This window comes from Pseudomonas uvaldensis, from assembly GCF_021271205.1.
GTDB lineage: Bacteria > Pseudomonadota > Gammaproteobacteria > Pseudomonadales > Pseudomonadaceae > Aquipseudomonas > Aquipseudomonas uvaldensis.
The window spans coordinates 292,762-318,698 of the sequence record NZ_JAIWKS010000002.1 but is presented as its reverse complement, the minus strand read 5'-3'; the positions used below and the strand labels follow the sequence as shown (position 1 = coordinate 318,698).

The following is a 25,937-nucleotide window of genomic DNA, read 5'->3' as shown; positions in this document are numbered from 1 at the left end:
GTTGCATGCTCCCTTACCCATCAGAAATCACGGGCACCGGCGGTTGAACAATCGGTAGGCCAACCACAACGGCACCGCCATCCACAACCCGAGGCAAAGCCAGAGCACCAGCCCCGACACCGGCAAGTCGCCGCCCAGCGCCATGACCGAGGCACCGTTGGAGGCGGCGTCGAACCCCGACAGATTGATCAACCGGTACACATCGGCAGGGTTGAACAACAGCAGCCACGGCAACAGCTCCGGACTAAAGCGGCCCTCGCTCAGCACCAGCAATGCCAACAGCACCAAATCGAACACCAGCACAAAGAAGAACCACACGCCCAGCGCCAGGCCGGCGGCGGTGGATTTTTCCGCCGAAACACTGCTCAGCACATAGGCCAGTCCCAGGAAGACCCAGCCCAGCAGCGTGCTCGACAGCATGAAGCGACCGAAGGCCCAGAGCAGCAGGTTCAATTCGACATCATCGACCCACAGGGCGATGGCCAGCATCGCGCAGCCGAAGCCGATCAGCGTCGCCAGAGCCAGGATGAGGCCATGGCCGACGAACTTGCCCAGCAGCAACTGGCCGCGACTCAACGGATAGGTCAGCAACAGCAGCAATGTCCCGCTCTCGTCCTCGCCGACAATCGCGTCATACGCCAGCAGCAAGGCGATCAAGGGCATCAGGAAAGTTGCCAGGCTCGCCAGGCTCGCTACGGTCGCCGGCACCGAGGTGAACCCCAGTTGACCGGACGCCGCCGCGCCCAGCCACGCGATACCGATTGCCAGCGCGGCGAACAACAGACTGATCGCCAATAGCCAACGGTTGCGCAAGCCATCGCTGAGTTCCTTGCGGGCCATGTTCCAGATCGGGTTCATTGACAGGTCTCCCCGGTTGCCGCGCCGTTCATGTAGTGCCGGTACAAGTCCTCGAGGGACGGCGGCTTGACCTCGACGTCCGTCGGGTTGTGTTGCGCCAGTAACTGGCGCAGCAAGGCCAGTTTGCTGCCGTCCGGCGCGGACACCTGCAAGCCTTGGGCGCCCCAGCCCTGGGCCAGATGCCCTTCACTGCGCCAGTGCTCTTGCAGTTGGCTGGCCCGTGTGACACCCGATGCGCGGATCAGCGTCGGCAGCCCCGCCTCCCGACGCAACCGATCCAGGCTCCCCAGGGCCAACAGGCGCCCTCGGGTCAGGATCGCGGCACGGTTGATGTGAGCCTCGACGCCCGGCAGGACGTGGGAGCAGAGAATGATGCTGGTGCCCTGCCAGCGCAGGCGGTCGAGCATCCGGTAGAGATCCTGGGTGGCGATGGGGTCAAGGCCCACCGTGGGTTCGTCCAGCAATAACAGGCGCGGTTGGCCGAGCAACGCCTGGGCCAGCCCCAACCGTTGGCGCATGCCTTTGGAGTAGGTCCGCACCCTGCGTCGCGCCGCCTCCGCCAGCCCGACCTCTTCCAACAAGCGTTCGACCTGTGCCGGCGTCGCCCCTTTGAGCCGGGCGAAATGCTGCAAGGTTTCCAGGCCGCTCAACTGCGGGTAGAACATGACGTTCTCCGGCAGGTAACCGAGCATCCGGCGCACCGTCGAGTCGCTGGGCTCACGGCCGAACACCCGCACCCGGCCTTCACTGGCCCGCAGCAAACCGAGTATCAGCTTCATGGTGGTGGTCTTGCCCGCGCCGTTGTGGCCGAACAGGCCAAGCACCTCGCCCTGGGCCAGGTCCAGGTCCAATTCATGCAATACGGTGGCATCCCCGTAGTGCTGGCTCACGCCTTCGATCTCGACGACGTTCAAGATGCGTCCTCCGAAGCACTGTTGCGTTGTGGGGCGAGGACCGGTGGCTCCATCAACGGATGGCGGTCGGTTACCCCTGGGGATTTCATCACCGGGAACGCCCGCTGGACCCAACGCAGCAGCTCGATCCCCGGACTGTTCATCAACAGCCGTACCTGCGGGTAGCGCCACAGAAGGCGGTCGACGTTATCGTTGGGTTCATAGGGCACGTCGCCCAGGCCATCGCCATTGCGATCCCAGCCGAGGTAGTCGCTCCAATAATTGCCGCGCCCATCCGCCGACCATTCCTGCAAGCGCGTGGCTACGTACTTGACCTGGCGCTGGTTGCCGGCAAAGACATTGCCGACGATGCGGTTGTCCTCCGAACCGGCGGTCAGATGGATGCCCAGAGCACTGCGCTCGAAGCGATTGCCTTCGATGCGGTTGAACAAGGAGTTGTAGATGAACAGTCCCTTGCCCTCGGCGCCAGTGATCATGGTGTCGCCGGTGGACCCGTCGCGTACGTCGCTGACGACGTTGTCGCGCAAGGTCGAATAAGTGATGTAGTTCATCAGGATCCCGTAGTTCTGGTCCTGTTCGGAGCGGTTGCCGATCACCGTCAGTTGGCGGCTCTGCATCAAGGCGTACCCGGTACGGGTACGCCGGGTGGTATTGCCCAACAGGCGGTTATCGTTGGCAAACATGTAATGCACGCCGTAGCGCAAATCCTCCAGCGTATTGCCCTGGAGCAGGTTGCCACTGGATGTGTCGATGTAGATGCCGTCACGGGTTTCGCGTATCTGGTTGCCGATGACCCGGGCACCATGGACGGCATACAGATGAATGCCATTGCCACGATCCTGAGAACGTAGGCTCGGGTCACCCTGGATAACGTTGTCGATCAGGCTGACGTCTCGTGCGCCATCGACCCAGATGCCGAAGCCCTGCCCCTGCATACGGTTCCCCTTGATCACCGCGCCCTGTGCGGCAGGCTGAATGAATACGGCGGCATTCATGGCCGTCAGGTCATGGCCCCAATCCAGAAACGTGCAGCCCTGGACCTGAACATGCGCTGCCCGGATAGTCAGGCCATTACCCTCGCCCGGCCCCCGGAATACTGCTCCCGGTTCACAGATGAGGGTCATGGATTGATCGACACTGAAAGAGCCCTGGTAGTGGCCGGCAGGCAAGCGCCAATGCAGCTCGCCGTCGGCCTGCAGAGGCAGGTCAGTGATCGGCTGTGGCGCCGCGAGCACGCCACCGGACACCAGCCAGAGCACCAGCGCAATGACCGGTTGCCGAACGTCGCTCGTAAATCGTCGCTTGTTCCCGGCCATTTCAACCTCCCGGATCGGCCGACTCAGGCCTTTTCAACCAGCATGCGCCCGACCATTTCCATGTGCAGGGCGTGGCAGAACCAGCTGCAGTAGTACCAGTGCAGGCCAGGCTTGTCGGCGGTGAAGGTAATGGATGAGGTTTGCTGAGGGCTGATCTCCATGCTTACGCCGTGGTTGGTCATGACAAAACCGTGGGACACGTCCTCGATCTGGTCGATGTTGGTGATGGTCACCGTCACTTCGTTGCCCTGCTTGACGGTGAACTCCGTCAGGCCATAGGCCGGCGCCATGGACGTCATGTAGACCCGCACCTTGTTGCCGTCGCGGATGACCTTGTTGTCGGTTTCCAGGTTGATGCCATCCTTCTTGGCCCGCTCCACCGTGGGGGCGAAGAACGGGTCGTTGCGATTCCAGATTTTCTGGGTCTTGATCTGGTCCCGCCGGGCAAGGATGCAGTCGTGGGGCTCGGCGAAGGCCGGGCCGTCGTGCACCAGTTTCATTTCGTCGCCGGAGATGTCAATCAACTGGTCGTTCTCCGGGTGCAGCGGCCCGGTGGGCAGGAAACGGTCCTTGGAGAATTTGCACAGCACGACCAGCCATTTGCCGTCCGCCTCACTGGTCTCGGTCAGCGACGCGTGGTTGTGGCCGGGCTGGTACTGCACGTCGAGTTTCTGCTTGATGTAGTTGACCTTTTCGCCCTTGTAGGCGCGGATGGCCTCGTCCATGTTCCACTTCACCACCTGGCTGTCGATGAACAGCGTGGTGTACGCATTGCCGCGTCCATCGAAGGTGGTGTGCAGCGGCCCCAGGCCCAGTTCGGGCTCTGCGACGATCACCTCGCGCGGATCCTTGTAGCGGCCCTCGAACAGGCCATCCAGGCGGTCGATGGCGATCATCGAGACAGTGGGCGACAGCTTGCCGTTGGCGATGAAATATTTGCCGTCCGACGAGGTGTTGCACCCGTGGGGGTTCTTCGGCACCGGGATGTAGCGGGTGAACTCGGAGTCCTTGCCATCGGTCTTGCGACCATCGACCACCGGTACCTTGGAGCCGTCCAGGGTGATGAACTTGCCGGCTTTGATCGCTGCCTCGATCCGCGGAATGTTGAACACCACCACCCAGTCGCGTTCGTTGCGCATCATGCCGCCCAGATCGTAGGCTTTCTCCGAGTTGTAGCAGGTGCTGGCAGCGTATTTGCCGGTGTAGTCCGCGTCGGAGTTATCCAGGTTGCCATCGACGATCACCTGGAACGCCATCTCCATTTTCTCGGCATCGATGGCGTTGAACATCGTGTAGCTGTTCTTGTCTTGCAGGTCGAAAGTGCGGCCATCGTTGGGGTGCGGGATCACGAACTCGGCGTTGGCGAACACATACTTGGTATACGGCACCTTTTGCAGGCGCAGGCCGTGGATTGCCTGGACGTTGGGCACGGAGAGGATCTTGTCGCACTTCATGATGTCCAGCCGAATGCGCGCGACCCGGGAGTTGGCCTTGTCATTGATGAACAGGTATTTGCCGTCGTATTTGCCATCGGTCATGGAAATATGCGGGTGGTGGCAGTCGCCGTTCTGGTATTTGGCGCTGTCCCCCAGGATATGCTTGCTTTCGTTGGTCAGGCCCCAACCGGTGGCCGAATCGACGTTGAACACCGGGATGCGCATCAACTCGCGCATCGACGGAACCCCCAACACCCTCACCTCGCCCTGATGGCCTCCGCTCCAGAAACCGTAGTACTCGTCCAGCTCACCGGGCGCGACATGGATCTTGGACTTGGCTTCCTTGGCCGCCGCTGCCCATGACTCGCGGGTGAACGTTCCGGCCCCCAGCGCCGTGGCGCCGGCCAGCACCGCGCCCGTCACCGCGCCCGTGCCAAGGAAGCTGCGCCGGCTGACACCCCTGGGTTCTGGCGCCACCTCGGTGGTGTCGTTTGTCTTGTCGTTCATGCTAATGCTCCATCAAGAATGAATCGGTCGAAGGGAACAGGTCACCGGGTCATGCCGATCAGTGATGTCACACACCTGTGGGAGCAAAGCTTGCTCGCGATTGGGGCAAGGCAGTCGACACTGTATTGACTGGCTATCGCGAGCAAGCTTTGCTCCCACAGGTTGAACTTCACCGTTGCACCACGGGAATCAGTTGCGGATCGGTTGCAGTCGCTTTGCCGCGCTTCTTGCGCTTGTTGATCAGCGGCGGGCATTTGTTTTCGTTGTGCCAGGTCATCTGGCAGTCGAGGCAGTAGTGGCATTCGTTGGCGTTGATCCGGCCGTCGGGATGAATCGCCTGGATCTCGCATTCCCTGGCGCACAACTGACAAGGGTTACCGCACTCCTTGCGGCGCTTGAGCCAGTCGAACAGGCGCAAGCGCGTCGGCATCGCCAGGGCCGCCCCCAGCGGGCAGATGTAGCGGCAGTAGACTTTGCGGGTAAACAGATTGACCAGCAGCAGGCCCGCCGCATACGCGACGAACCACCACTGGCGATCGAACCGTAAGGTGATGGCGGTCTTGAACGGCTCGACTTCAGCCAGCCGCTCGGCGGTGGCCATGGACTCCAGCGAGACACCGAACAGCACCAGCAGAATGATGTACTTGATCGCCCACAACCGCTCGTGAACGGCAAACGGCAGTTCGTATTGAGGCACCTTGAACCGGCGCGCCAGTTCGTTGATCAGCTCCTGCAGAGCACCGAACGGGCACAGCCAACCGCAGAACACGCCCCGTCCCCACAGCAGAATGCTGGCGGCGGTGAACACCCACAGGATAAAGATCAGCGGATCGGTGAGGAAAAGCTCCCAACGAAACCCTTCGAACAATGCATGGACGAACGTCAGCACATTGACCACCGACAGTTGCGCCAGGGCATAGCCGCCGAGAAACACCACCGTGAACACCAAATAGCCCCGGCGGACCCAGTGCAGCAGCTTCGGCCTGCGGGCCAGCGCATCCTGGAAGAACAGGATGACGGTGAGCACCAGCAAGGCCACCCCCAGCACGACGATCTCGACGCTTTTCTGATACCAGAGCGTCAGCCACAGGGGGCGGCTGGCCTCCTCGGCCGCCGCCAGTTGCGCGGCCGTGGGCAACGGCCGCTCCAGATACGGCTCAGGCAGTTGGTAGCCAAGTTCGAAGCTGCTGAAGATACCGCTGACGGGGCCGGTCTGGCGGCGCACCAGCAGCTCCAGGCTCCAGGGCGAGCCGGGATCGAAACGGTGGGACGCACGGATGATGAAGATTGCCATTTCATCGAACGCCGGCATGTCGTCGAGGGCCACATCATCCAGGCGCTGGAAATCCAGATCGCGGAAGCTGATGGTGTCGCCGAACTGGCGCAACACCACCCGGTCGAAAATGCCCCCGCGTACGTAGCCCGAGCCCTTGAATGAATAACGCCCGCTGCCCATTACGGCGATGGCCTGCTCGCCCGGCTTGAGCTCGGCCATCAGCGTGCGATATTGCACCTCACCCAGCAGATTGCGACCGATGGTGGGTGGGTTCAGGTGCGTGACGTACAGGTCGATGAAGGTGTCATCCACCTGCCCGGCACTGGCCATTTCGACCTGCTCGGCCTCGGTGCCCTTGAAGGAAGCGTCCACTTGACCGCGGGTCAGCAGCAAACGCCGCACCGAGCCATCCCCGACCAGCGTGTTCCAGTCGGCGGTGTGATAGGTATCTTCACGCACCCGGGCCGGCGCCACGACCACCCCGGAATTGCCCTTGACCAGGCCCAGTGACACCGCGACGTCATGGGCGGCGCGCATGATCACTTCGTTGACCACCATCGCCGTCACGGTGGCACCGGCTATGGCGTCCACCGTCACCGCATCCGGGTCGCTGGAGTGCCCCACGACGACCCGCTGGTTGACCTTGATACCGCTGTAGCGCGCACTGAACCCATGGAGCTTTTCTTCGGCGATGCCGATCAGCAGGATCGGCTCATGGTGTTCGAGCACATAGGCATCCAGGATCATGCCGGCGGGATCGAGGATGACCTGGACGTTGATCGGCTTGCCCGAGTAGGCGGGAATGTTCACCACATCCAGGCTCTGGAACACATAACCCAGGACCTTGCCCGCGGCGGACAGCGTGCGCACCTTGAAGGGGCCTTCAGGCGCGGAGAGCGTATCGGTCTGGTTCAGGACATGGTGGATGCGCTGTTGCTGGATCTCGCCGTAATCCCTGGCCTGGGCGAGACTCATGAAGCTCAGCAGGAGCGCTAACAGTCCATGAAGCCAGCAGCGGGACGGGTGCAGCATCACAATGGGAAGGGTCATGGACGCCAGGGCTTGAATGCAGAATCGTGGCGATGATGCTAGGCGCCGTCCCCTCGCCGGCCCTTGATTGAAATCAACTTGGAAAAACTAAACCTGTGGGGAGGGAGGTGGATGTCCAGCCCTCATCGCGAGCAGGCTCGCTTCCACAGGGTTTTTCTATCGACCACAAAACCTGAGCCCACCACAGCCCCAACTGTGGGAGCAAGCCTGCTCGCGATGGCGTCAGCCCGAACACCTCCGATCAGCCCGATCCTCAACGCAACCCATAGGAATAAATACCCACATCCTTGTTATCATACCAATTGCCGTTCCCCCAGATCACCCGATCCTGCGCCGGCTGGAAACCGACGATGCCCAGATAGCCCGCAATGGCCAGGCGTTTCCACGACTGGCCCCAGTCCCTGGAATAAAACACCCCATCGGCCGAGATGCTCGCGTCCGACCACCAATAGAGCCAGCGCGGCGGGTAATGTTCGCTGGTGGTGTTGATCAACAGGCTGTTCTGCCCGACCCAGAAATTCGTCCCGCGCACCCGGCTTTCCGACGCCAGGGGGGCAAACACGCTGGGCAGTTCGCTCAGGGTGCGCCAGGTCAGCGCGGTGGTGTCCAGTTCGGCGACGACGTCGCGGCCTCGATTGCCCTGATCGATAAGGCCAATGACCTTGCCGGCATCGTTCTGGACCAGTTTGGAGACAAACAGGTTGTCGTCGCGCTGTACCTCGACGACTCGCCAGGGCCCTGTTTCGCGTTGCAGGCGGGCCCGCGTGGTCACGTTGAACGCAATGTTGTTGCCGACGCCGTCGGGGTTGCTTGCCCAGAATCGCTGGGACACCCAGATGAAGGCCTGCCGGGCATCCAGTTGCAGCACGTTGGTCTGCACGTCCCCCTGCTCGCCTGAGCCGGTGTGCCATTCATTGATCTCCGGATACTTTTCGTGCACTGACTCAGCAGCTACCAGCAACGGCTCGGAGGCGACAATCGCTGTGCTGCTGGCGCCGCGATCAGCCGAATAGAAAACGCCGGTGGAAACGCTGCCAGAAGCCGCTTCGCTGCTGTCATCGTCCGCAGCACTCGGCCGGCCCCACGCCCAGACTTCGTCCGTACCGTGGAAATAGGGGGTCAGGCTCCAGGCCAACCGATCGGCTTCGGCAAACCAGCCCTCGCTCAACCAGGTCCAGTGTTTACCTTGATCGTCGCTACGAAAGACCACGGTCTGGTTGATGTCGTCGGCGTTCGCGGTATCAGGGCGGTCAAGCCCCGTCAGCAGGAATACGCTGGCGCCGTCCGGACTGGCGACCAGGCAAGCCGCGCCGCTGACGTGGGCCACCAACTGGAATTGCCCCTGGGCGTCCAGGCGAGAAATAAAGGAAGTTTCCTTGTCACGTCCAAGCAAGCCCGGGAAAGGTGCTTGCGGCTCATCTTCGCTCGCTTCAGCCGGTTTGCCATAAACCACTGTGTCCAGGTCCACGACATCCGCAGTGGGCTCCAACCGACTCGCGTCCCCCTCCAGGCGGCCGACCAGCCAGGTGCTTTGCCCGGTCACGACAACACCCGTGCAGTATTGGGTCATCGCACGCTGTTGGATATCCTTCACCACACCTATGCGTTGCTGGTCCGGACTGGCTCCGCCCCACTCCAATTTGGCGCTGGTGATCATCCACATGTACCACAGCGCGGCGGCACCCACTAATGCGGCAAACAGGGTAGAGAACAGCTTTGATCGAGGCATGGGAGGTCCGTATCCTGGGAAATTCCGGGAAGCTTTTCGCATCTCTCTGGCCCGGAGTAAATTTTTTTTTTGCACGAGAACGAATGAAGCCGGTCGCATACTGGTCAACGCCTTGAACCAGGTTCAACTCTCCAGGAGGCGCCGTGCCCCCGAAGCCTCAACGCGCCAAAGCAGACGCCCACAAGGAATGCTCCATGCCCTCACGCTCCGGCCCCGCTTCCTCCACATCACAGACCGAAAACACCGGGTTCGTCCGGGTCCGTGGTGCCCGCGAACACAACCTCAAGAACATCGATGTCGATATTCCTCGCGATGCCCTGGTGGTGTTTACCGGCGTGTCGGGGTCTGGCAAGTCATCGCTGGCGTTCTCCACCCTCTACGCCGAAGCCCAGCGTCGTTACTTCGAGTCCGTCGCGCCTTACGCCCGGCGCCTGATCGATCAGGTCGGCGTACCCGATGTGGACAGCATCGAGGGCTTGCCGCCAGCGGTGGCCTTGCAGCAGCAGCGCGGTACGCCCAGCGCCCGCTCCTCGGTGGGCAGTGTCACGACCTTGTCCAGCCTGATCCGCATGCTTTACTCCCGCGCCGGCAGCTATCCGGCCGACCAGCCCATGCTCTACGCCGAAGACTTTTCGCCCAACACGCCACAAGGCGCCTGCCAGGAATGCCATGGCCTGGGCCGGGTCTATGAGGTGACCGAAGACTCCATGGTGCCGGACCCGTCGCTGACCATCCGCGAACGTGCCGTGGCGGCCTGGCCCATGGCCTGGCAAGGCCAGAACCTGCGGGACATCCTGGTCACCCTGGGCTACGACGTCGACATCCCCTGGCGCGACCTGCCGCAAGCACAGCGTGACTGGATTCTCTTTACCGAAGAAACGCCCACCGTCCCGGTATACGCCGGGATGACGCCGGCGCAGACCCGCTCCGCCCTCAAGCGCAAACTCGAACCCAGCTACCAGGGCACGTTCAGCGGCGCCCGGCGTTACCTGTTGCACACGTTCATGCATTCCCAGAGCGCCCAGATGCGCAAGCGCGTGGCGCAATACATGCGCGCCAGTGCTTGCCCGGTGTGCGAAGGAAAACGCCTCAGGCGCGAAGCGCTGACCGTCACGTTCGCGGGGCTGGATATCGCCGAGCTGTCGCACCTGCCCTTGCTGGAGCTGGCCGAGGTGCTCAAGGGTGTCACGGCACCCGCTTATCTGGAACAGGCCGAAGAGCCCGGCGCGGTCTTAAGCCATCGGCAAACCCGAGAGGCCCGCGAACAGCGTGCCGCCAGAGGCGAAAACCCTCACGCCGGAGGGCCGGATGCGCGCCATACGCCCAACCTGTCCCTGGAAAAACGCCTGGCTGCCCAACGCATCGCCGCTGAATTGCTGGAGCGGATCGTCACCTTGATCGATCTTGGCCTGGGCTACCTGTCCCTGGAGCGCAGCACCCCGACCCTGTCCTCCGGCGAGCTGCAACGCCTGCGCCTGGCCACCCAGCTCAATTCCCAGCTGTTCGGTGTGATCTATGTACTGGACGAACCGTCCGCCGGCTTGCACCCGGCCGACAGCGAAGCCCTGTTCGATGCCCTGCAACGACTCAAGGCCGCGGGCAATTCGGTATTCGTCGTCGAGCACGACCTGGATACCATGCGCCGCGCCGACTGGCTCGTCGATGTCGGCCCGGACGCGGGTGAACAGGGCGGCACGATTCTTTACAGCGGCCCACCGGCCGGCCTCGGAAAAGTACCTGAGTCACGAACGCGGGCCTACCTCTTTGCCGAACGCACCCTCGCTACGCACAGCCCTCGAACACCCAGTGACTGGCTACGCCTGGAAGGCATTACCCGCAACAACCTCGACAACTTGAGCGCGGCCTTCCCCCTCGGCTGCTTTACGGCCGTGACCGGTATCTCCGGTTCTGGCAAATCCAGTCTCGTCAGCCAGGCGCTGCTGGACCTGGTGGGCGCCCACCTGGGCCAGGCCAGCCAGCGCGCCGAACCTGAAGAACAGAGTCTGGAAGACGAACCCCGGCAAACCAGCGGCGGGTACGTCAGCGCCGGACTCGATGCGATCAAGCGACTGGTCCAGGTGGACCAGAAACCCATCGGCCGCACCCCACGCTCCAACCTCGCCACCTACACCGGCCTGTTCGACCATGTGCGCAAGCTGTTCGCCGATACGGAGCAGGCTCGCACGCTGGGATTCGATGCCGGGCGATTTTCCTTCAACGTTGCCAAGGGACGCTGCGAAACCTGCGAAGGTGAAGGCTTCGTCAGTGTCGAACTGTTGTTCATGCCCAGCGTGTATGCCCCCTGCCCGGCCTGCCACGGCGCTCGCTACAATCCGCAGACGCTCACGGTGAACTGGCAAGGGCTGAACATCGCCCAAGTCCTGCAACTGACCGTGGACCAGGCACTCGAAGTCTTCCGCGAACAACCCGCGGCAAAGCGCTCACTACAGGTGTTGCAGGACATCGGACTGGGTTATCTGCGCCTGGGCCAACCGGCTACGGAGCTGTCCGGCGGCGAAGCCCAGCGCATCAAACTGGCGACGGAACTGCAACGCAAGGCCCGCGGGGCTACGTTGTATGTGCTGGACGAACCGACCAACGGATTGCATCCCCAGGACGTGGACCGACTGCTGGTGCAGCTCAATCGCCTGGTGGATGAAGGCCATACCGTGGTTGTGGTGGAGCATGATATGCGGGTGGTTGTGCAAAGTGACTGGGTGATCGATATCGGCCCGGGAGCCGGGTCCCAGGGTGGGAAAGTCGTAGTATGCGGATCGCCGGGCGCAGTGGCCCAATGCCAGGAAAGTCGGACGGCGGGGTTCCTGAAAAACGTCTTGAGGACTGAACATTAAAGCTTTTTTAACGAGACTGGCCGTACGGGAAAAGGTGACTATACTGTGCGTCAGTTAATCGTTTCAGTCCGCGTAATTCGACGAAAGCCTCTTCCTCCATGGATGCAGGCGCTCATGCCAGGAGGCGCAATGATATCAACCACACCAACAGAACAGGCCTCCCTCCGGGAGGCGAAACATCATCAAGGCCCTCCCAGGCAATCTGTGACGAACTGCTCTCGCGATCCGATCTTCTCTTGTGCATCGCCGAAGGCCGAGGTCTATCGTTGTTGTTGAAACCTGCACAGCGAACATTGTTCAACACTATTTGGCGCCCCCTGAAGGTAAGAGCCTGGCCGCGTCAAGTCTTTAGTTTAGATATTTCGGCTCGCTTATTATGTTCAAACCCATTTCCAGTCATTTGTTCAATCTGGTCCAAGAGGTAGAAAACAACATCTCGGGCGTGAGCGAAGAGGAGTACACCGAAATATTGGGTTGGATATTTTCAAAACTGGGCATCGAGAAATTCGCTTACGTCCATCTGGAACCGACGCCCTTCAATAACTCGAAAATTTCCATCTATAGCAATTACCCTTCCGAATGGGTTGAGACCTACCGCAAACAGTCGCTCTACAAGACGGATCCCGTCATGGCAAACACTGCCGTCACGGCAACGCCTTTTTTCTGGGATGAAATTCCCGAAGAGATGGACACCCATTCCGACATATTCGAGCAATCAGCCTCGTACGGCATCAAACAGGGGTATACCGTTCCTATCCATGAACCCGGTCGGGCATTCGGTTCCCTTCACCTGTCCTCCGAAGAAAACGATCCTGATTTCCCCACCATTGTCCGTTCGAACCTGTTCATCATCAAAGCCCTCAGCATCATTGCCAATCAATATCGCCCCGTGGAAACCACGGTCGAGAGCAACTTGAGATTATCCCCCAGGGAAATAGAATTCCTGCGCTGGTTAGCCTTGGGGAAAAACTATAAAGAAATAGGTTTGATCATGAACATTACCGAACGAACGGTAAAATTTCATGCCAAGCAAATGACCGAGAAAATGGACTGTATCAACGTCAAGCAGGCGATGATCAAGGCCGTTCAGCTTAACCTCGTCTGATATTTATCTTTTATCGATCTACAACCACCTGGCGTGGTTCAGTGACTCGATGCCGGCGAACTCTTATAAAACACACTCAAGCGAACGCCACTTGTGATGCAATATTGAACAGCATCCCACAAGCGAACAAGCCGATGACCAGGGATATGGCTCGACTCAAGAACCGCCCAGACACAATGGCATGAAGTTTACGCCCACAGAATGCGCCGATCGCGATCCAGACCAATCCGACCGGGAATATGATAGCCGTGAATAACGACATGAAAGACACATAGTTACCCAAGGACAAAAACGTGCCGGCCGGAGCAACGAAGGAAACAAAAAACAACCCCTTGGGATTGGTCAATGTTGCCACGAACAAATCCGGCACACTGATACCGGTGGTTTTGCCTGGCAGGTGATCCTTGACCGAAAACCACAACTTCAACGAGATATAGAACAGAAAACATACCGCAAAAATCTTGGTGGCAATGACCACCCACGAGTGGTCGGTGATCAGCAGATCGATAAACACGCCCCACATCGTCATCTGAATGATATAAGCCAACCACTCCGCAACGACGAATCTCATGGATCGGGCATTCAGCCCTCGGTTTATCCCTGTCTGCAAAAGTAGCGAATTGGTTGGGCCCGGAACCAACAGGACCGTCATCAGTGAAAGCGCGATATAAGACATAAGGTCATCCATGCCAGGAGCCACGATGGCTCATTTCTTCAGTTCGGCTCAGGTCTATCGATACTAATCAAATTTTTAGTTGTATGACAACAGACCAATTTCTGCCAATAGAGTAACAACACTAAAGCAACGTTAACGCTGCTTACCGTCTATCCGGTTCCGCCATTAATTAATCCACTCCCCTACCATCCATGTTTCCAAAACAACCTTTCATAAGCTTGTGACCCTTTCATTGCAGGCTCTAACGCGTCTTCTCGCGAGCGTCAATTTTCCGGCCTACAGGATATCAGGGACTTAGCCATACCAGTAGTCAGCGTCAAAAAATCCACCTTGGAAAACTATATCGATCCCGCCCTCTTGGCTCTTGAATCAACACTTTCACATCCTACTGTCTGCCGGTACTTTTTTGGACTCGGCACAATACTAAATTGTCAACTCGGATATTTTGTCCCGGAATACAACCGCATCGCCCTGCCGACAACTAATTAGACTATACACTCTACAAATCCTCGCACTGTACTTTAGGACAGTTGAAATGCCTTAGTGCAAAGTTAACAGTAGCTCCACCGACAGCCACGAAACGTCATTCATGAACTACTCCTCATGCACCTATCGTTTTTTCGGCGTATCTACCCGCATTGCAAGCTACTCGACAATTCCGACTAAAACGCTCGAACAAATACTGGCCATTCGCAAAGCCGCATTTATCGATAGAAAGAAGTGGGACATAGGAAGTTATCAGGGCACGGACTACGAATGGGATGAATACGATGATGCTGACGCGATCTATATATATTCCCATCTAAACGATTGCGTGACCGGATGTGTTCGGTTACGCCCTTGCAGCAAACCGACGCTCTTGAGCGGCGCCTTGAGTTTCATTCTTCCCAGCGACAAAAACAGACCCCACCCCCGCACTTGCTGGGAAGCCACACGCTTCGCACTTTCCTCCGACAGATCAGCTTCTGGAGAATTGACCCATGCCTATGTAGACGCACGTACCGCAGCACTTTTTCTCTCAATGATGAAGTTCGCCCACCGGCAAAACATTGCTCTTTATGAGGTGGTCGTGGATACCCTGATGGAAAAAATCCTGAAGCGTTCCGGCTGGCCCGTGGAAAGGCATAACACAGCAGTGGGCTCGAAAGGCGAAAATATCATCTATGGAACACTGTCCTGCACACTTTCCACTTACGAGGGCGTCCTCAGGAAGAACGCAACCCACACCACACTATATGAACCATTCCTTATGACGAACCGTTCGTCAGACACACTCCAACCATCCATCGATATCGGTCAAATGCGCCCCGACCGAAACATTCCAGCAAAAATACATATGCACACTGAGCTGCATCTATAAAACAAACTTCTGGTATGAAATTGGAGAAAGGATGAACCTGCAAAGACTATTCCCGCACGTTGGCAAAGTCATTGCCAGTACCGGCAGTCGCCACTTTCCGCGCATGTTGCACGATCTGATACTTACGGAAATTCCCGTCGATGCAACGCATATCACTGAACAAAGGATAGGGACTGCACATATTGCAGAACCGAGCACTTCCAGTATCGGCTTTGTCGGCATGGACAACACTTGCGTCGATGCCGTCATGGATACGCATACCGCAAAACCGTTTTTCCTGGCCGAAGATATTCTCTTTGAAGACGCCACCCCGCAAAAAGTACCGAATTTCTCCCGATGCCTCTTGAAACCTGGACAAGCAAGCAGCCCATCCAGCCACAACACAACCACCCAACTGCATCTGACCACTCGAAAAAATGGCCGTCGTTATGTGTTGTCCGTCTACCGATCCCCCTTTTCCAAGGGTTTCACTGCACAAGAGCACGCCCTGCTGAAGGATTTTTCCTACCTCTTGTTGCCTATGGTGGAAGAACACGTCGCCGCCCTGGTTCCGCCGGAACCCCATCGTCATGACCCGAGCCTCCCCCTCGAAGGACCGGAAAATGGCGGAATGGAAGCATTGCGTCAGAGATTCGCCGACCGACTACAGCTGTCCGGGCTTACTCTCTCTACCCGCGAGACTGAAGTATGCGTGGGTTTACTCGCCGGGCGCACGGCACCTGAACTTGCGGAGCAACTCAACCTTAAAGTCAACACAGTCGAAAGCTATCTGAAACGCGCAGCCATAAAAATGGGTATTGGCGGACGCCGTTCACTCATCCGCTGGATGCACTCGATGGATGCCACGCCACCGGGCATTGAATGGAACGCTACCCCTCCTATTCGCCAGGCCGTCTGAAAACGTTCCCCAATCTTAGGCGCTGTACGAAAACTCGCCGCTCGGCGATTTTTCGTACAACCCCTAACTCGATCAATCCAATCGAGCAGTATTGGGGATCATGACTCCCTCAGTCCCCCAGCCCCTCAGCCGCCGAACCTTCTTTGTTCGTTACCCCCGCAAGACGCTTGAACCATTCCAGAACATCGTCCACGTAAGTGAAGATCACCGGCACCACCAACAGACTCAGCAGCGTCGACGTCAGCAGCCCCCCCATAACGACCACGGCCATCGGCTGCCTGAAACTCGGGTCCTCGCCCATACCCATTGCGGTCGGCAACATACCGGCACCCATCGCAATAGTGGTCATCAGGATGGGCCGGGCGCGCTTGTGGCAGGCATCGACCAGCGCGTCGTACCGCCCCAGGCCATAATCGCGGCGAGCCATGATCGCGTATTCCACCAACAGGATGGAGTTCTTGGTCACGATACCCATCAACATCAGCAAGCCAATGACTGACGGCAAGGAGAAGCTGAAGTTGCACACCAGCAACGCGATCAATGCCCCGCCCAACGAGAGGGGCAGCGCCGAAAGAATCGTGGCCGGTTGCAGGAAGTCGTGGAACAGCAGCACCAGCACCGCATAGATGCAAAACACACCGATGGCCATGGCCACGCTGAAACTTCCGAACAACTCCGTCATGAGCTGCAACTCACCCTGCTCCACCGGCTTGACCTCAGGCGGTAGATTGCGCATCGCCGGCAGCTGGCTCGCCTCGGCCATGACCTCCCCCAGGTTGCGGCCATTGAGTTCGATGGAAAGGGTGACATTGCGCAGGCGATCGAGCCGACTGATCTGCGCCGGACCACTACCCAGACTGATCTCTCCCAGCGACGCTAGCGCGACCTGGCCGTCCCGCCCGGTCACCCGTAGCTGGTTGATGCTCTGCAAGTCATCGCGCAACAGGGTATCCATCCGCACCCGCACATCCACCTGACGCTGGGACAGGTTGATCTTGCCCAATTGCGAGGAATACTCGCCGTAAGTCGCCATGCGCAAGGTATCGGCGATCTCCTGGCTGGTGACACCCAGTTCCGCCGCGCGGGCGAAGTCGGGGCGCATCTGGATTTCCGGCCGCTGCAGGGCGCTGCTGGACGTGACATTCCCGATTCCACGCAGCCCGCGCAACTGCGGCTCAAGGGCATTTGCGGTGCGCTCCAACAGCTTGCCGTCGTCACTGGCCAATACGATGTTGAGCTTCTCGCCGCTGCCATCCCCTCCGACATTGACCCGCACTCCCGGCAGCGTACGCAACGCCTCACGCATCTGCGCCTCGACTTCCACTTGTCTACGCTCTCTCTGGTCGCGCGGCACCAGGTCGACCGTCAACGCCGCATCGCCAGCACCGGTGATATCGGCGGAGCCGCCTCCCGAACTGCTGGCAGTGCCTACCGCGACGAACACGTGTTGGACGTCCGGGATGGCACGCAGCCTGTCGCTGGCCTGCAACGCCATTTCGGTGGTTTGTTCCAGCGTCGTGCCGGGTGGCAATTCCAGCGTAATGTTGCTGTGACCCGCGTCCTGTGGCGGCAGGAAGCTGGTGGGCAGCAACGGAACCAACGCCAGGGCACCGATGAAGAACAGGCTGGCCAGGAACATCGTGGTCTTGCGTCGAGTGAGGCTGGCATGGATCCAGCCCAGGTACCGGGTCATCAACGGGCCGTCGTGGGTTGCGTCCGTTTTCGCCTTGAGGAAATACGCGGCCATCATGGGCGTCAGTACCCGAGCCACCAGCAACGAAAACAACAGGGCCACCGAGGCGGTCACGCCGAACTGGCGAAACAGTTTGCCAGCCACACCGCCCATGAACGCCGTGGGCAGAAAGACCGCTACCAGGGTCGCCGTCGTCGCGAGCACAGCCAGGCCGATTTCGTCTGCCGCCTCGGTGGCGGCTTGAAGCGGCGTCTTGCCCATGCGCAGGTGCCGCGCGATGTTCTCGATCTCGACGATGGCATCATCCACCAGTACGCCGATAACCAGCGCCAGCGCCAACAGCGACACGGCATTGAGCGTGAATCCGGCCAGGTACATGACCCCGAAAGTGGGAATGATCGACAGTGGCAGCGCCGTCGCGACGATAAGGGTGGCGCGCCAATCGCGCAAAAACCACCCCACCACCAACACCGCCAGCAGCATGCCCTCATACAGCAGGTTCATCGAGTCGTGGTAATTGGCGAGAACGGCTCTGACCGTATCACTGGCTTCGGTGATTCGCACATTGGGGTGTTGCTCCACGAACGTGGCCATGGCCGTGCGCACATCCTTCGCCACACCGACGTCGGAAAAGCCCAGTGACCGGGTGACCTGGAAACCGATGACCGGTTTACCATCGCGAAAAGCCCGGCTGCTGCGCTCGGCATGGGTATCGCGAATATCCGCCAGTTGATTCAACGCCAGCAGGCGACCGTCTCCGCTGGGAATATCGATGGCGCCCAAGGCCGCCGGATCATCAATGGCACCCAGGGTCCGCATGGCCTGTTGACCGCTGCCCAGGTTGCCCTGACCGCCGGAGTTGTCCTTCTGCATTGCCCTCAATTGAGCCGCGACATCGGCAACGCGGATACCCAGCCCGGCCATCAGGGCCGGATCGAGGTTGACCTGGATTTCTCGGTCGACGCCGCCGACTCGTGAAACCAGCGCAACCCCCGGCACCGACAACAGCTTCTTGCTCAGCTCGTTGTCGACGAACCAGGACAAGGCTTCTTCGTCCAGGGTGTCGGAGTCGATGACGTAGGTCAGCAGCGGCGAAGCGCTGGTGGTCAGGCGGGAAACAGAGGGTGTGTCCAGGCTGGCGGGAAGTTGCGGCATGGCACTGTCGACCGCATTGCGGACTTCGTTGAGGGCCTCGTTGCCATCCTTGTCGATGTCGAACGTGATACTGATGTTGACTGCCCCGTCGGTGATCACCGTGGTCACATGCTTGAGCAGGCGCAAAGATGTGAGCTTGTCCTCGATCTTGCGTGCCACCTCCGTTTCCAACTGTTCGGGAGCCGCCCCTTCCAGCGAGGCATTGATCACCACCACCGGCAGGTCCATGTCGGGAAAATCCTGGATGGCGAGTTTTCCGAACCCCAGCAAGCCGAAGAGCGTCAGCAGGATGAACAGCATGACGGCCGGGACCGGATAACGGATCGACAGGGCTGAAATATTCATGGCTGCGCAACCTGGGATTGAACGACGGTGACGCTGGCCCCGTCATTGAGAAAGGCCCCGCCGGCGCGCACGATACGGGCCGGTTCCTCCAGGCCGCCGAGAATTTCCACGGCCTGATACAGGCGCCTGCCCACCGTCACGGGCCTCTGGACGACGTGCATGTCGTCGTTGAGCGTGAACACGTAGGAACGGCCGTCGCGCAGGATGACGGCGGTGTCCGGCACCGTGAGGGCTTCGCGGGCGGGCAACTCGATCTGGCCACTGGCGTACATGCCAGCCTGGGCGGGACTGTCGCTTGGCAGGGAGATATAGACCAGTGCCCGACTGGTCTTGGTGTTCAGCGTTGGAGAGACCAGCCGCACCCGCCCTTCCACGCTTTGCCCGCCCGGCAAGGTCAGGCGCGCCACTTGTCCGGCCTGTACCTGTGCGAGCTGGCGGGCGTCGAGCTCGGCTTGCCATTCGATGCGGCCGTCGCGCACCAGGCGAAACAGCTCATCGCCGGCCGCCACCACTTTTCCGAGCAATGCGGTACGCGCGGAAACGACGCCATCGTCCACCGCCACGATACGCGTCTGCCGCAACCTGATCCGGGTACTTTGCAGCTCCGCCCTGGCGCCGGCCAGATCGGCCTCGGCGAGGGCCACTTTGATTCGGTAATCTTCGCGCTGCTGTTCCGACAATGCTCCGCCCTGGCCGACCACCTTGGCACGCCGGTCGTTGGAGCGGGCCTGCTCCAGATTAGCCACCGCCTGGGCGACGAGCGCCACCTGCTTGCGCTCCTCGGCCAGCACCGAATCAGAGGCCAGAGTGGCCAGCAATTGGCCCTTGCTGACCCGGCTACCCACGTCGGCTTCAAGGCTGGCGATGCGCAGGTTGCCGGTCTCGGCATTGATGACCGCCTCCTGCCAGGGGGCCAGCGCCCCGCTGGTGAACAGCAATTGCGGCCACAGCTGACGCCGTGTCTGGACCACCTCCACACTCAGGCTGCTGGCCGTGGGAGCAGCCACGGCCGGTTCGGCGCCACGGCGAATTGAAATGAAGATCACCACAACCGCCAACACGACGGACGCCAACAGGATGTTACGCAACGTCGACCTCACGCTCCTTCTCCATTCGATGCCGGGTGTCGAGCCAACGGTTGGTCCGCTTGCCACCCGCCACCCAGGGCCTTGTACAGGGCGATCCAGTAGCGAACCTGGTCCTGCTGCAAGGTGATCAATTCGATTTCCGCCGTCAGTGCCTGGCGGCGAGCGGTTTCCCGGTCCAGCAGACTGACGCTGCCGGCCTGCCAGTTACGGTCGATGGCCTCGAACGACTCACGGAAACCGGCGGTGGAGCGCTCGACGTCGGACTCCCGCCGCCGCGCCGCATCGAGGCGCACCAGCGCCTGTTCGACTTCCATGACGCTGGTGCGCAACGTTTGGCGATACACCGCCAGGGCCGCGTCGTAAGAAGCCCTTGCCCCCTCCACCGCCGCGCGGCGCTTGCCACCGTCGAACAGCGGAATCGACAACACCGGGCCCAGCGACCAGGAGCGGTTGCGCTGCCCCACTGTATCGCCGACCGAAAAGCTGCCAGAGAGGCTCAGGCTGGGCAGGCGATCGGCCTGGGCCACGCCGATCTCGGCGTTTGCCGCCGCCAGTTCCCGCTCGCTGGAGGCGACATCCGGACGCTGGCGCAACAAGTCCGCGGGAATCTGCCGCACGTCGAGCCTGGCCGGCCTTGGTAGTCGGGCCGGCGTCTTGCCGAGCACCGCCAACAGCCGCTCCTCATCGCCACCGGTCAACGCGACCAGGCTTTTCAGCAATACCTGACACTCACTCTGCTGCTGGACCAGGGCTGCCTCGCTACTGGCGGCACTGGCATCGGCCAGCGCCGCATCGGCGGACGACGTGAAGCCGGCCCCGAACGACTGACGGGTGATGCGCGCCGTGTCCTGTTGCGACTGGGCCTGGTCCCGGTAGGCCAATACCAGTTTCTGGCAGCCGCGGTACTGCACGTAGTAGTCGCCTACCTGGGCGGCCAGCGACACCCGCGCGTCATGCCAGTCATCCACGCGCGCTTCGACACGGGAACGGGCCGCTTCGTTGTTGCGTCGCAACTTGCCGAACAGATCGATCTCCCACGCAGCGTCCAGCGCGGCGGAAGAACCCGATCCCCCCAGGCGCTGCGAGCCGGTCTGCTGCCCGCCACGACCGCCGGACAAGCGACCGTCGACGGTGGGCAAGGCATCGGCCGCATCGCTGTCGGCTGTCGCCCGGGCCAATGCGATATTGGCCCAGGCCTGGTCCATGGACGGGCTATCGGTTTCGGCCAGACGTAACAGCTGCGCCAGGGCCGGGTCGTCGAATTGCTGCCACCAGTCGGCCAAGGCGGCCACCGACGCGCCGTGTGGGAGCGGCGCCTGCCACTTCGCGGCAACCGGAACGGTCGGCACCCGATAGTCAGGCCCCAATACACAACCGCCCAGCAACACCGCACACAGTGTCACCAGCAGCATGTTTCCTGGGGGCTTCAAGGCAGGCATAGGGTTCTCTTGGACCTGGCGCGGATGAACCAATGGCCAGGTGCGGCTCGGGATATGGCAGATCAACAACGGTGGTTATTTAACCTTGGGCCCGCTGGTGTGTCTGGCGTGGGAAACGGGGACAGGTCCCGGCAAGAAAACTCGCGATATATCCGGGGGGCTGCTGAAATGCCTCGACCTGAAAACAAGGGCCGCATGTTCCCTGTCCGGCTCCCTTTCCATAGCCAATGGATGATCGAATATGGAAGCACTCACTTACCTCAAAAGCGTCGAGTCCAATGCGCGAACCTATGCGCAGACTTTCCAGCGGCTATTTGTCAGCGGCAACGGGATGCGTATCCGGGATGCCAGCGGGCAGGAATTCCTCGACTGTCTGTCGAACGCCGGCACCCTGGCCCTCGGGCATAACCCTCCCGAGGTGCGGGATGCCGTGATGGCGTTTCTCGGCAGCGATCACCTCCAGCAGGCGCTCGACCTGGCCACACCAGCCAAGCATGCATTTGTGCAGCAACTTTTCTCGATGCTGCCGGCCAGGATGCGCGACACCAGCAAGATCCTGTTCTGTGGTCCCAGCGGTTCGGATGCAGTGGAAGCCGCCATCAAGCTGGCGCGCCATTACACCCGGCGCTCGCCGTTGATGGCTTTCCACGGGGGGTACCACGGGATGACCGCCGGGGCGTTATCCGCGATGGGCAAGCTGACGCCGAAGACCGGGGACGGCCTGATTGCCCAGGGCACGCACTTCCTGCCGTTTCCCTATCGGTTCCGCTGCCCGTTCGGCACCGATGGCGAACACACCGAGCAATTGTCCATCGACTACATCCGCACGGTCCTGTCGGATCCCGAAGGCGGTGTCGCCAAACCGGCCGCGGTCATCGTGGAAGTGGTGCAAGGCGAAGGGGGCTGCATCCCCGCCTCGGCCAACTGGCTGAGAGCGTTGAGAGAAATTACCCTGGAGCAGGACATCCTGCTGATCGTCGACGAAGTCCAGACCGGACTGGGACGAACCGGCAGCACCTTCGCCATCGAACATGCCGGGGTCGTACCCGACATCCTGGTGCTGTCCAAGGCCATTGGCGGTGGCTATCCCCTGGCGGTCGTGGTGTATGCCGAACACCTGGATACCTGGGGCCCTGGCATGCATGCGGGCACCTTCCGCGGCAATCAGGTGGCCATGGTCGCGGGCGCCGCGACCATGCGCCAGATCAGCAGGGACAACCTGGTCGCCAATGCCGCCCGGATGGGTGAGCGGTTGCAGGGCGGCCTCCGGGAGATCGCCCAGCGTTATCCCTTCATCGGCGACATTCGCGGTCGTGGCTTGATGATCGGCGTCGAAATTACCAAACCGCCAGTCCAGCAACGCGCCGGCCAGGCCGACGGAACCCTGGCCCACGCCATCAAGCTCAACTGCTTCGACAATGGCTTGATGATGGAGACCGGAGGGCGCCACGGCGCGGTGCTCAGGTTCCTGCCGCCGCTGACCATCACCGAGGGTGAAGTCGACATGGTCCTGGACCGGTTTGACCAGTCACTCGCAAAGGTCGTCGATAAACGCCCCCAGGTGGCACGCGAAACAGTCTGAAAGACAACCCCCTTGTGGGACTCCCACAAGGGGTGGGTGTCCCGCGTGAAGCCATAGGGGGTTACGCGAGCAACTGACTCAGCACTGCACGCAACTTGCCAGGCTTGACCGGTTTATTGAGCAACGGCGCGTTCAGCTTGCGCAAGGCGCGACGGCATTGGTCGCTGCGGTCGGCGGTGATGATGACCGCCGGTATCGGCTGCTGGAAATGCTCGCGCAAGTGCCTGACCACTTCGCATCCGACCACGCCATGATCCAGATGAAAGTCCGCCAGCACCAGTTCCGGTGCCCGGCCCTGCAACACATCCAGCGCGGCCGCTTCATCAGTGGCCGTCAGCACTTCACAGCCCCACTGCTCCAGCAGCGCGGCCATGCTTTGCAGAATACTCAGCTCATTGTCGATCACCAGCAGCCGGCGTCCCGGCAATGGGTTACCGGCCACCGCCTGGACAGGCACATGCGACACGGGCAATGGCTTGTCATCGGACAATGGCACCTCGATGCTGAACACCGAGCCACGCCCGGGTCGGGAACGTACCTGGACGCGATAACCGAGGATATGGGCGATACGCTCGACAATGGCCAGCCCGAGCCCTACCCCTTTGCGGTCAGCCGCCCTGCCCACATCGAGTTGGTTGAATTCGAGGAAGATCGATTCCAGGCAATCGGCCGCAATCCCGCGTCCCGTATCCCAGACCTCCACGCTCACCCGACCGCCTCTGCGGCGGACGGCCAGGAGAATGCCACCTTGATGGGTATAACGGCAGGCATTGCTGAGCAGGTTGCGCAGGATGCGCGTCATCAGCCGCAGGTCGGTCAACACCGCTTCGTCGACAAAGCGCACCCTCAATTCCAATCCGGCTGCGCCGGCCACCGACTGAAACTCCGAAACCAGCGGCGCCAACAGCTCGTCCAGGCGATACGACGCCAGGTCCGGGCGAACCGCCGCCTGGTCCAACCGGGAAATATCCAGCAGGTCGGTGAGCAGGTCTTCGGCGCCTTCCAGCGCCTGGTGGGTTCGCTCCACCAGCACGTGCTCGGGCGCAGGCAAGGGGCGCTCGCGCAACGTGGCGATCAACAGGCGTGCGGCGTTCAGCGGTTGCAGCAGGTCATGGCTGGCGGCGGCGAGGTATTTGTCCTTGCTGCGATTGGCGGCCTGGGCGGCGTCCCGGGCATCGCGCAACTGTTGCTCCACGCGCTTGCGCTGGGCGATCTGCTGCTGCAGGTTGTGGTTGGCCTCCAGCAGTTCATCGGTGCGCTCGGCCACCCGTTGTTCCAGCTGGTCGTTGAGCTGCTGCAGGCGATGCTTGGCCTGCTCCAGCTCCTCGAGGCGTGCCGCCAGTTCAGGGTAATGGCTCTTGCGCGTCGAATGGTTGCCCAGTCCCAGCAGCCCCGCCAGGGCTTCCTGTCGCTCATCAGAGGGCTTCGCCATAGACGACCTCGACATCCCGCTGGCTCGACTCCCGAGGATTGGTGAGGATGCACGGGTCATCCATTGCGTGTTGGGACAGGAACGGAATGTCCGAGGTGCTCACCCCATGCAGTCCCAGGGTCTCATGGAAGCCTATGGTGTGCTTGAGCGCGATCAGGTGCTCCACCAGCCGCGTGCGGATCTGCCGGTGGTTGAGCCCGCGGCAGTCGATGCCCAGCGTCTCGGCAATCACCTTGAAGCGCTCCGGCGCCGAGCTGTAGTTGAACGCCACCACGTGCTCCACCAGCACGGCGTTGCACAGGCCGTGGGGCAGGTCCAGGAAACCACCCAGGCTGTGGGACATGGCATGTACCGCGCCGAGGATAGCGTTGGAGAATGCGAGGCCGGCCTGCATGCTGCCGAGCATGATCTTTTCCCGCAACGCGACATCCGCCGGATTGGCGATCATCTGTACCAGGTTGTTGTTGATCAGGCGCATCGCCTCCAGCGCATGGGGATCGGTCAGCGGCCCGTGCCCGGTGGATACGAATGCCTCGATGGCGTGCACCAGCGCGTCGATGCCGGTACAGGCCGACAGAAACGGGTCCATGCTCAGGGTGGTTTCAGGGTCGATCAGCGACACATCCGGCACGGCCGCCTTGCTGACGATGGAGAACTTCATGCGCTCCTGCTGGTTGGAAATGATCACGAACTGCGACACATCGGCGGAGGTGCCGGCCGTGGTGGGGATCAGGATCAGCGGTGGACTGGGGATGTGCAGGGTGTCGACGCCTTCGAATTCAAGGATGTTGCGACCGTGGGCGACGACGATGCCGATGCCCTTGCCGCAATCCATGGGGCTGCCGCCACCGACCGCGACGATGACATCGCAGTGGTTTTCCCGGTACAGCTCGGCACCGAGCATCACTTCCTCGACCCGGGGATTGGGCGAGACGGCGCTGTAGATACAGTAATCGATCCCAAGGGCCTGGAGACTGGCTTCGACATCGCCCACCCAACCGGCGGCGATAACCCCGGGATCGGTGACGATCAGCACCTTGCGTGCACCGAACGTCTTGGCGTAATTGCCGACATTGTGCCGGCAACCGGCGCCGAACATGATTTCAGGAGATACGAACTTGCGCAGTGGACTGAGGCTCATCTTTTCCGATGCATGGCTCATGGGTAAGCCTGTTCTTATTGTGGGGTACCCTGAGCCTAAAGCATCCCACCGTGATTGCAATCAG

17 protein-coding genes are annotated in these 25,937 nt (G+C 60.8%); 5 read left to right on the top strand and 12 right to left on the bottom strand.

All coding sequences use genetic code 11. From position 1 onward, the window contains the following. Positions 1–27: 27 nt before the first annotated feature. From LCU97_RS04785 to LCU97_RS04760, 6 genes are all read right to left on the bottom strand, one after another. Entirely contained in the window at positions 28–858 is an 831-nt protein-coding gene (locus LCU97_RS04785) for an ABC transporter permease (protein WP_232775708.1), read from the bottom strand. Next, positions 855–1,772, bottom strand: a complete 918-nt coding sequence (locus tag LCU97_RS04780; protein ID WP_053150807.1) for an ABC transporter ATP-binding protein — start codon at positions 1,770–1,772, stop codon at positions 855–857. Before LCU97_RS04780 ends, LCU97_RS04785 begins: the two co-directional genes overlap by 4 nt. Then, positions 1,769–3,088: a nitrous oxide reductase family maturation protein NosD gene (locus LCU97_RS04775; RefSeq protein WP_232775707.1), complete on the bottom strand. Its 1,320-nt coding sequence runs from the start codon at positions 3,086–3,088 to the stop codon at positions 1,769–1,771. The genes LCU97_RS04780 and LCU97_RS04775 overlap by 4 nt, the downstream gene beginning before the upstream one ends. 23 nt (positions 3,089–3,111) lie before the next feature. After that, a complete protein-coding gene (gene nosZ / locus LCU97_RS04770) occupies positions 3,112–5,031 on the bottom strand; it encodes a TAT-dependent nitrous-oxide reductase (protein WP_232775706.1) in 1,920 nt (639 codons plus the stop codon). A gap of 169 nt (positions 5,032–5,200) precedes the next feature. Then, on the bottom strand, positions 5,201–7,339 hold the full coding sequence (nosR, locus tag LCU97_RS04765) for a transcriptional regulator NosR (RefSeq protein WP_408636353.1): 2,139 nt from the start codon (positions 7,337–7,339) through the stop codon (positions 5,201–5,203). A gap of 271 nt (positions 7,340–7,610) precedes the next feature. Beyond that, entirely contained in the window at positions 7,611–9,086 is a 1,476-nt protein-coding gene (locus tag LCU97_RS04760; protein WP_232775704.1) for a hypothetical protein, read from the bottom strand. A gap of 194 nt (positions 9,087–9,280) precedes the next feature. Between LCU97_RS04760 and LCU97_RS04755 the strand changes: the two genes are divergently transcribed. Beyond that, positions 9,281–11,938: an excinuclease ABC subunit UvrA gene (locus LCU97_RS04755; RefSeq protein WP_232775703.1), complete on the top strand. Its 2,658-nt coding sequence runs from the start codon at positions 9,281–9,283 to the stop codon at positions 11,936–11,938. 376 nt (positions 11,939–12,314) lie between these two features. After that, positions 12,315–13,043, top strand: a complete 729-nt coding sequence (locus LCU97_RS04750) for a helix-turn-helix transcriptional regulator (protein ID WP_053150795.1) — start codon at positions 12,315–12,317, stop codon at positions 13,041–13,043. Positions 13,044–13,119: 76 nt separating this feature from the next. Here LCU97_RS04750 and LCU97_RS04745 read toward each other — a convergent pair whose 3' ends face one another. Beyond that, on the bottom strand, positions 13,120–13,719 hold the full coding sequence (locus tag LCU97_RS04745; RefSeq protein ID WP_053150790.1) for a LysE family translocator: 600 nt from the start codon (positions 13,717–13,719) through the stop codon (positions 13,120–13,122). A 589-nt stretch (positions 13,720–14,308) separates the two neighbouring features. On the opposite strand from LCU97_RS04745, the gene LCU97_RS04740 reads away from it, so the two are divergent. Then, on the top strand, positions 14,309–15,079 hold the full coding sequence (locus LCU97_RS04740) for an acyl-homoserine-lactone synthase (RefSeq protein WP_232775702.1): 771 nt from the start codon (positions 14,309–14,311) through the stop codon (positions 15,077–15,079). Between the two features lie 31 nt (positions 15,080–15,110). Further along, the gene (locus tag LCU97_RS04735) at positions 15,111–15,977 is read left to right on the top strand and encodes a helix-turn-helix transcriptional regulator (protein ID WP_232775701.1); all 867 of its coding nucleotides are present in this window, start codon (positions 15,111–15,113) and stop codon (positions 15,975–15,977) included. Positions 15,978–16,086: 109 nt separating this feature from the next. Here the strand turns inward: LCU97_RS04735 and LCU97_RS04730 are convergent, their stop codons facing one another. From LCU97_RS04730 to LCU97_RS04720, 3 genes are read right to left on the bottom strand one after another with little or no spacing between them, the layout of a single operon-like run. Next, a complete protein-coding gene (locus LCU97_RS04730) occupies positions 16,087–19,170 on the bottom strand; it encodes an efflux RND transporter permease subunit (RefSeq protein ID WP_232775700.1) in 3,084 nt (1,027 codons plus the stop codon). Further along, complete coding sequence (locus LCU97_RS04725) at positions 19,167–20,249, bottom strand: efflux RND transporter periplasmic adaptor subunit (protein ID WP_371259575.1); 1,083 nt, start codon at positions 20,247–20,249, stop codon at positions 19,167–19,169. The genes LCU97_RS04730 and LCU97_RS04725 overlap by 4 nt, the downstream gene beginning before the upstream one ends. A 17-nt stretch (positions 20,250–20,266) precedes the next feature. Beyond that, complete coding sequence (locus LCU97_RS04720; protein ID WP_232775699.1) at positions 20,267–21,697, bottom strand: efflux transporter outer membrane subunit; 1,431 nt, start codon at positions 21,695–21,697, stop codon at positions 20,267–20,269. A gap of 241 nt (positions 21,698–21,938) precedes the next feature. On the opposite strand from LCU97_RS04720, the gene LCU97_RS04715 reads away from it, so the two are divergent. Beyond that, positions 21,939–23,279 (top strand): diaminobutyrate--2-oxoglutarate transaminase family protein, encoded by a 1,341-nt coding sequence (locus tag LCU97_RS04715; RefSeq protein ID WP_053150775.1) that lies wholly within the window; start codon positions 21,939–21,941, stop codon positions 23,277–23,279. Positions 23,280–23,340: 61 nt separating this feature from the next. Here LCU97_RS04715 and LCU97_RS04710 read toward each other — a convergent pair whose 3' ends face one another. Together LCU97_RS04710 and ercA are read right to left on the bottom strand one after the other, a co-directional pair. Beyond that, the gene (locus LCU97_RS04710) at positions 23,341–24,711 is read right to left on the bottom strand and encodes a hybrid sensor histidine kinase/response regulator (RefSeq protein WP_053150772.1); all 1,371 of its coding nucleotides are present in this window, start codon (positions 24,709–24,711) and stop codon (positions 23,341–23,343) included. Next, positions 24,695–25,852 carry an alcohol dehydrogenase-like regulatory protein ErcA gene (gene ercA / locus LCU97_RS04705; RefSeq protein ID WP_156315933.1) on the bottom strand — a complete coding sequence of 386 codons (1,158 nt, stop codon included), beginning with the start codon at positions 25,850–25,852 and terminating at the stop codon, positions 24,695–24,697. Before ercA ends, LCU97_RS04710 begins: the two co-directional genes overlap by 17 nt. Positions 25,853–25,937: the final 85 nt, after the last annotated feature.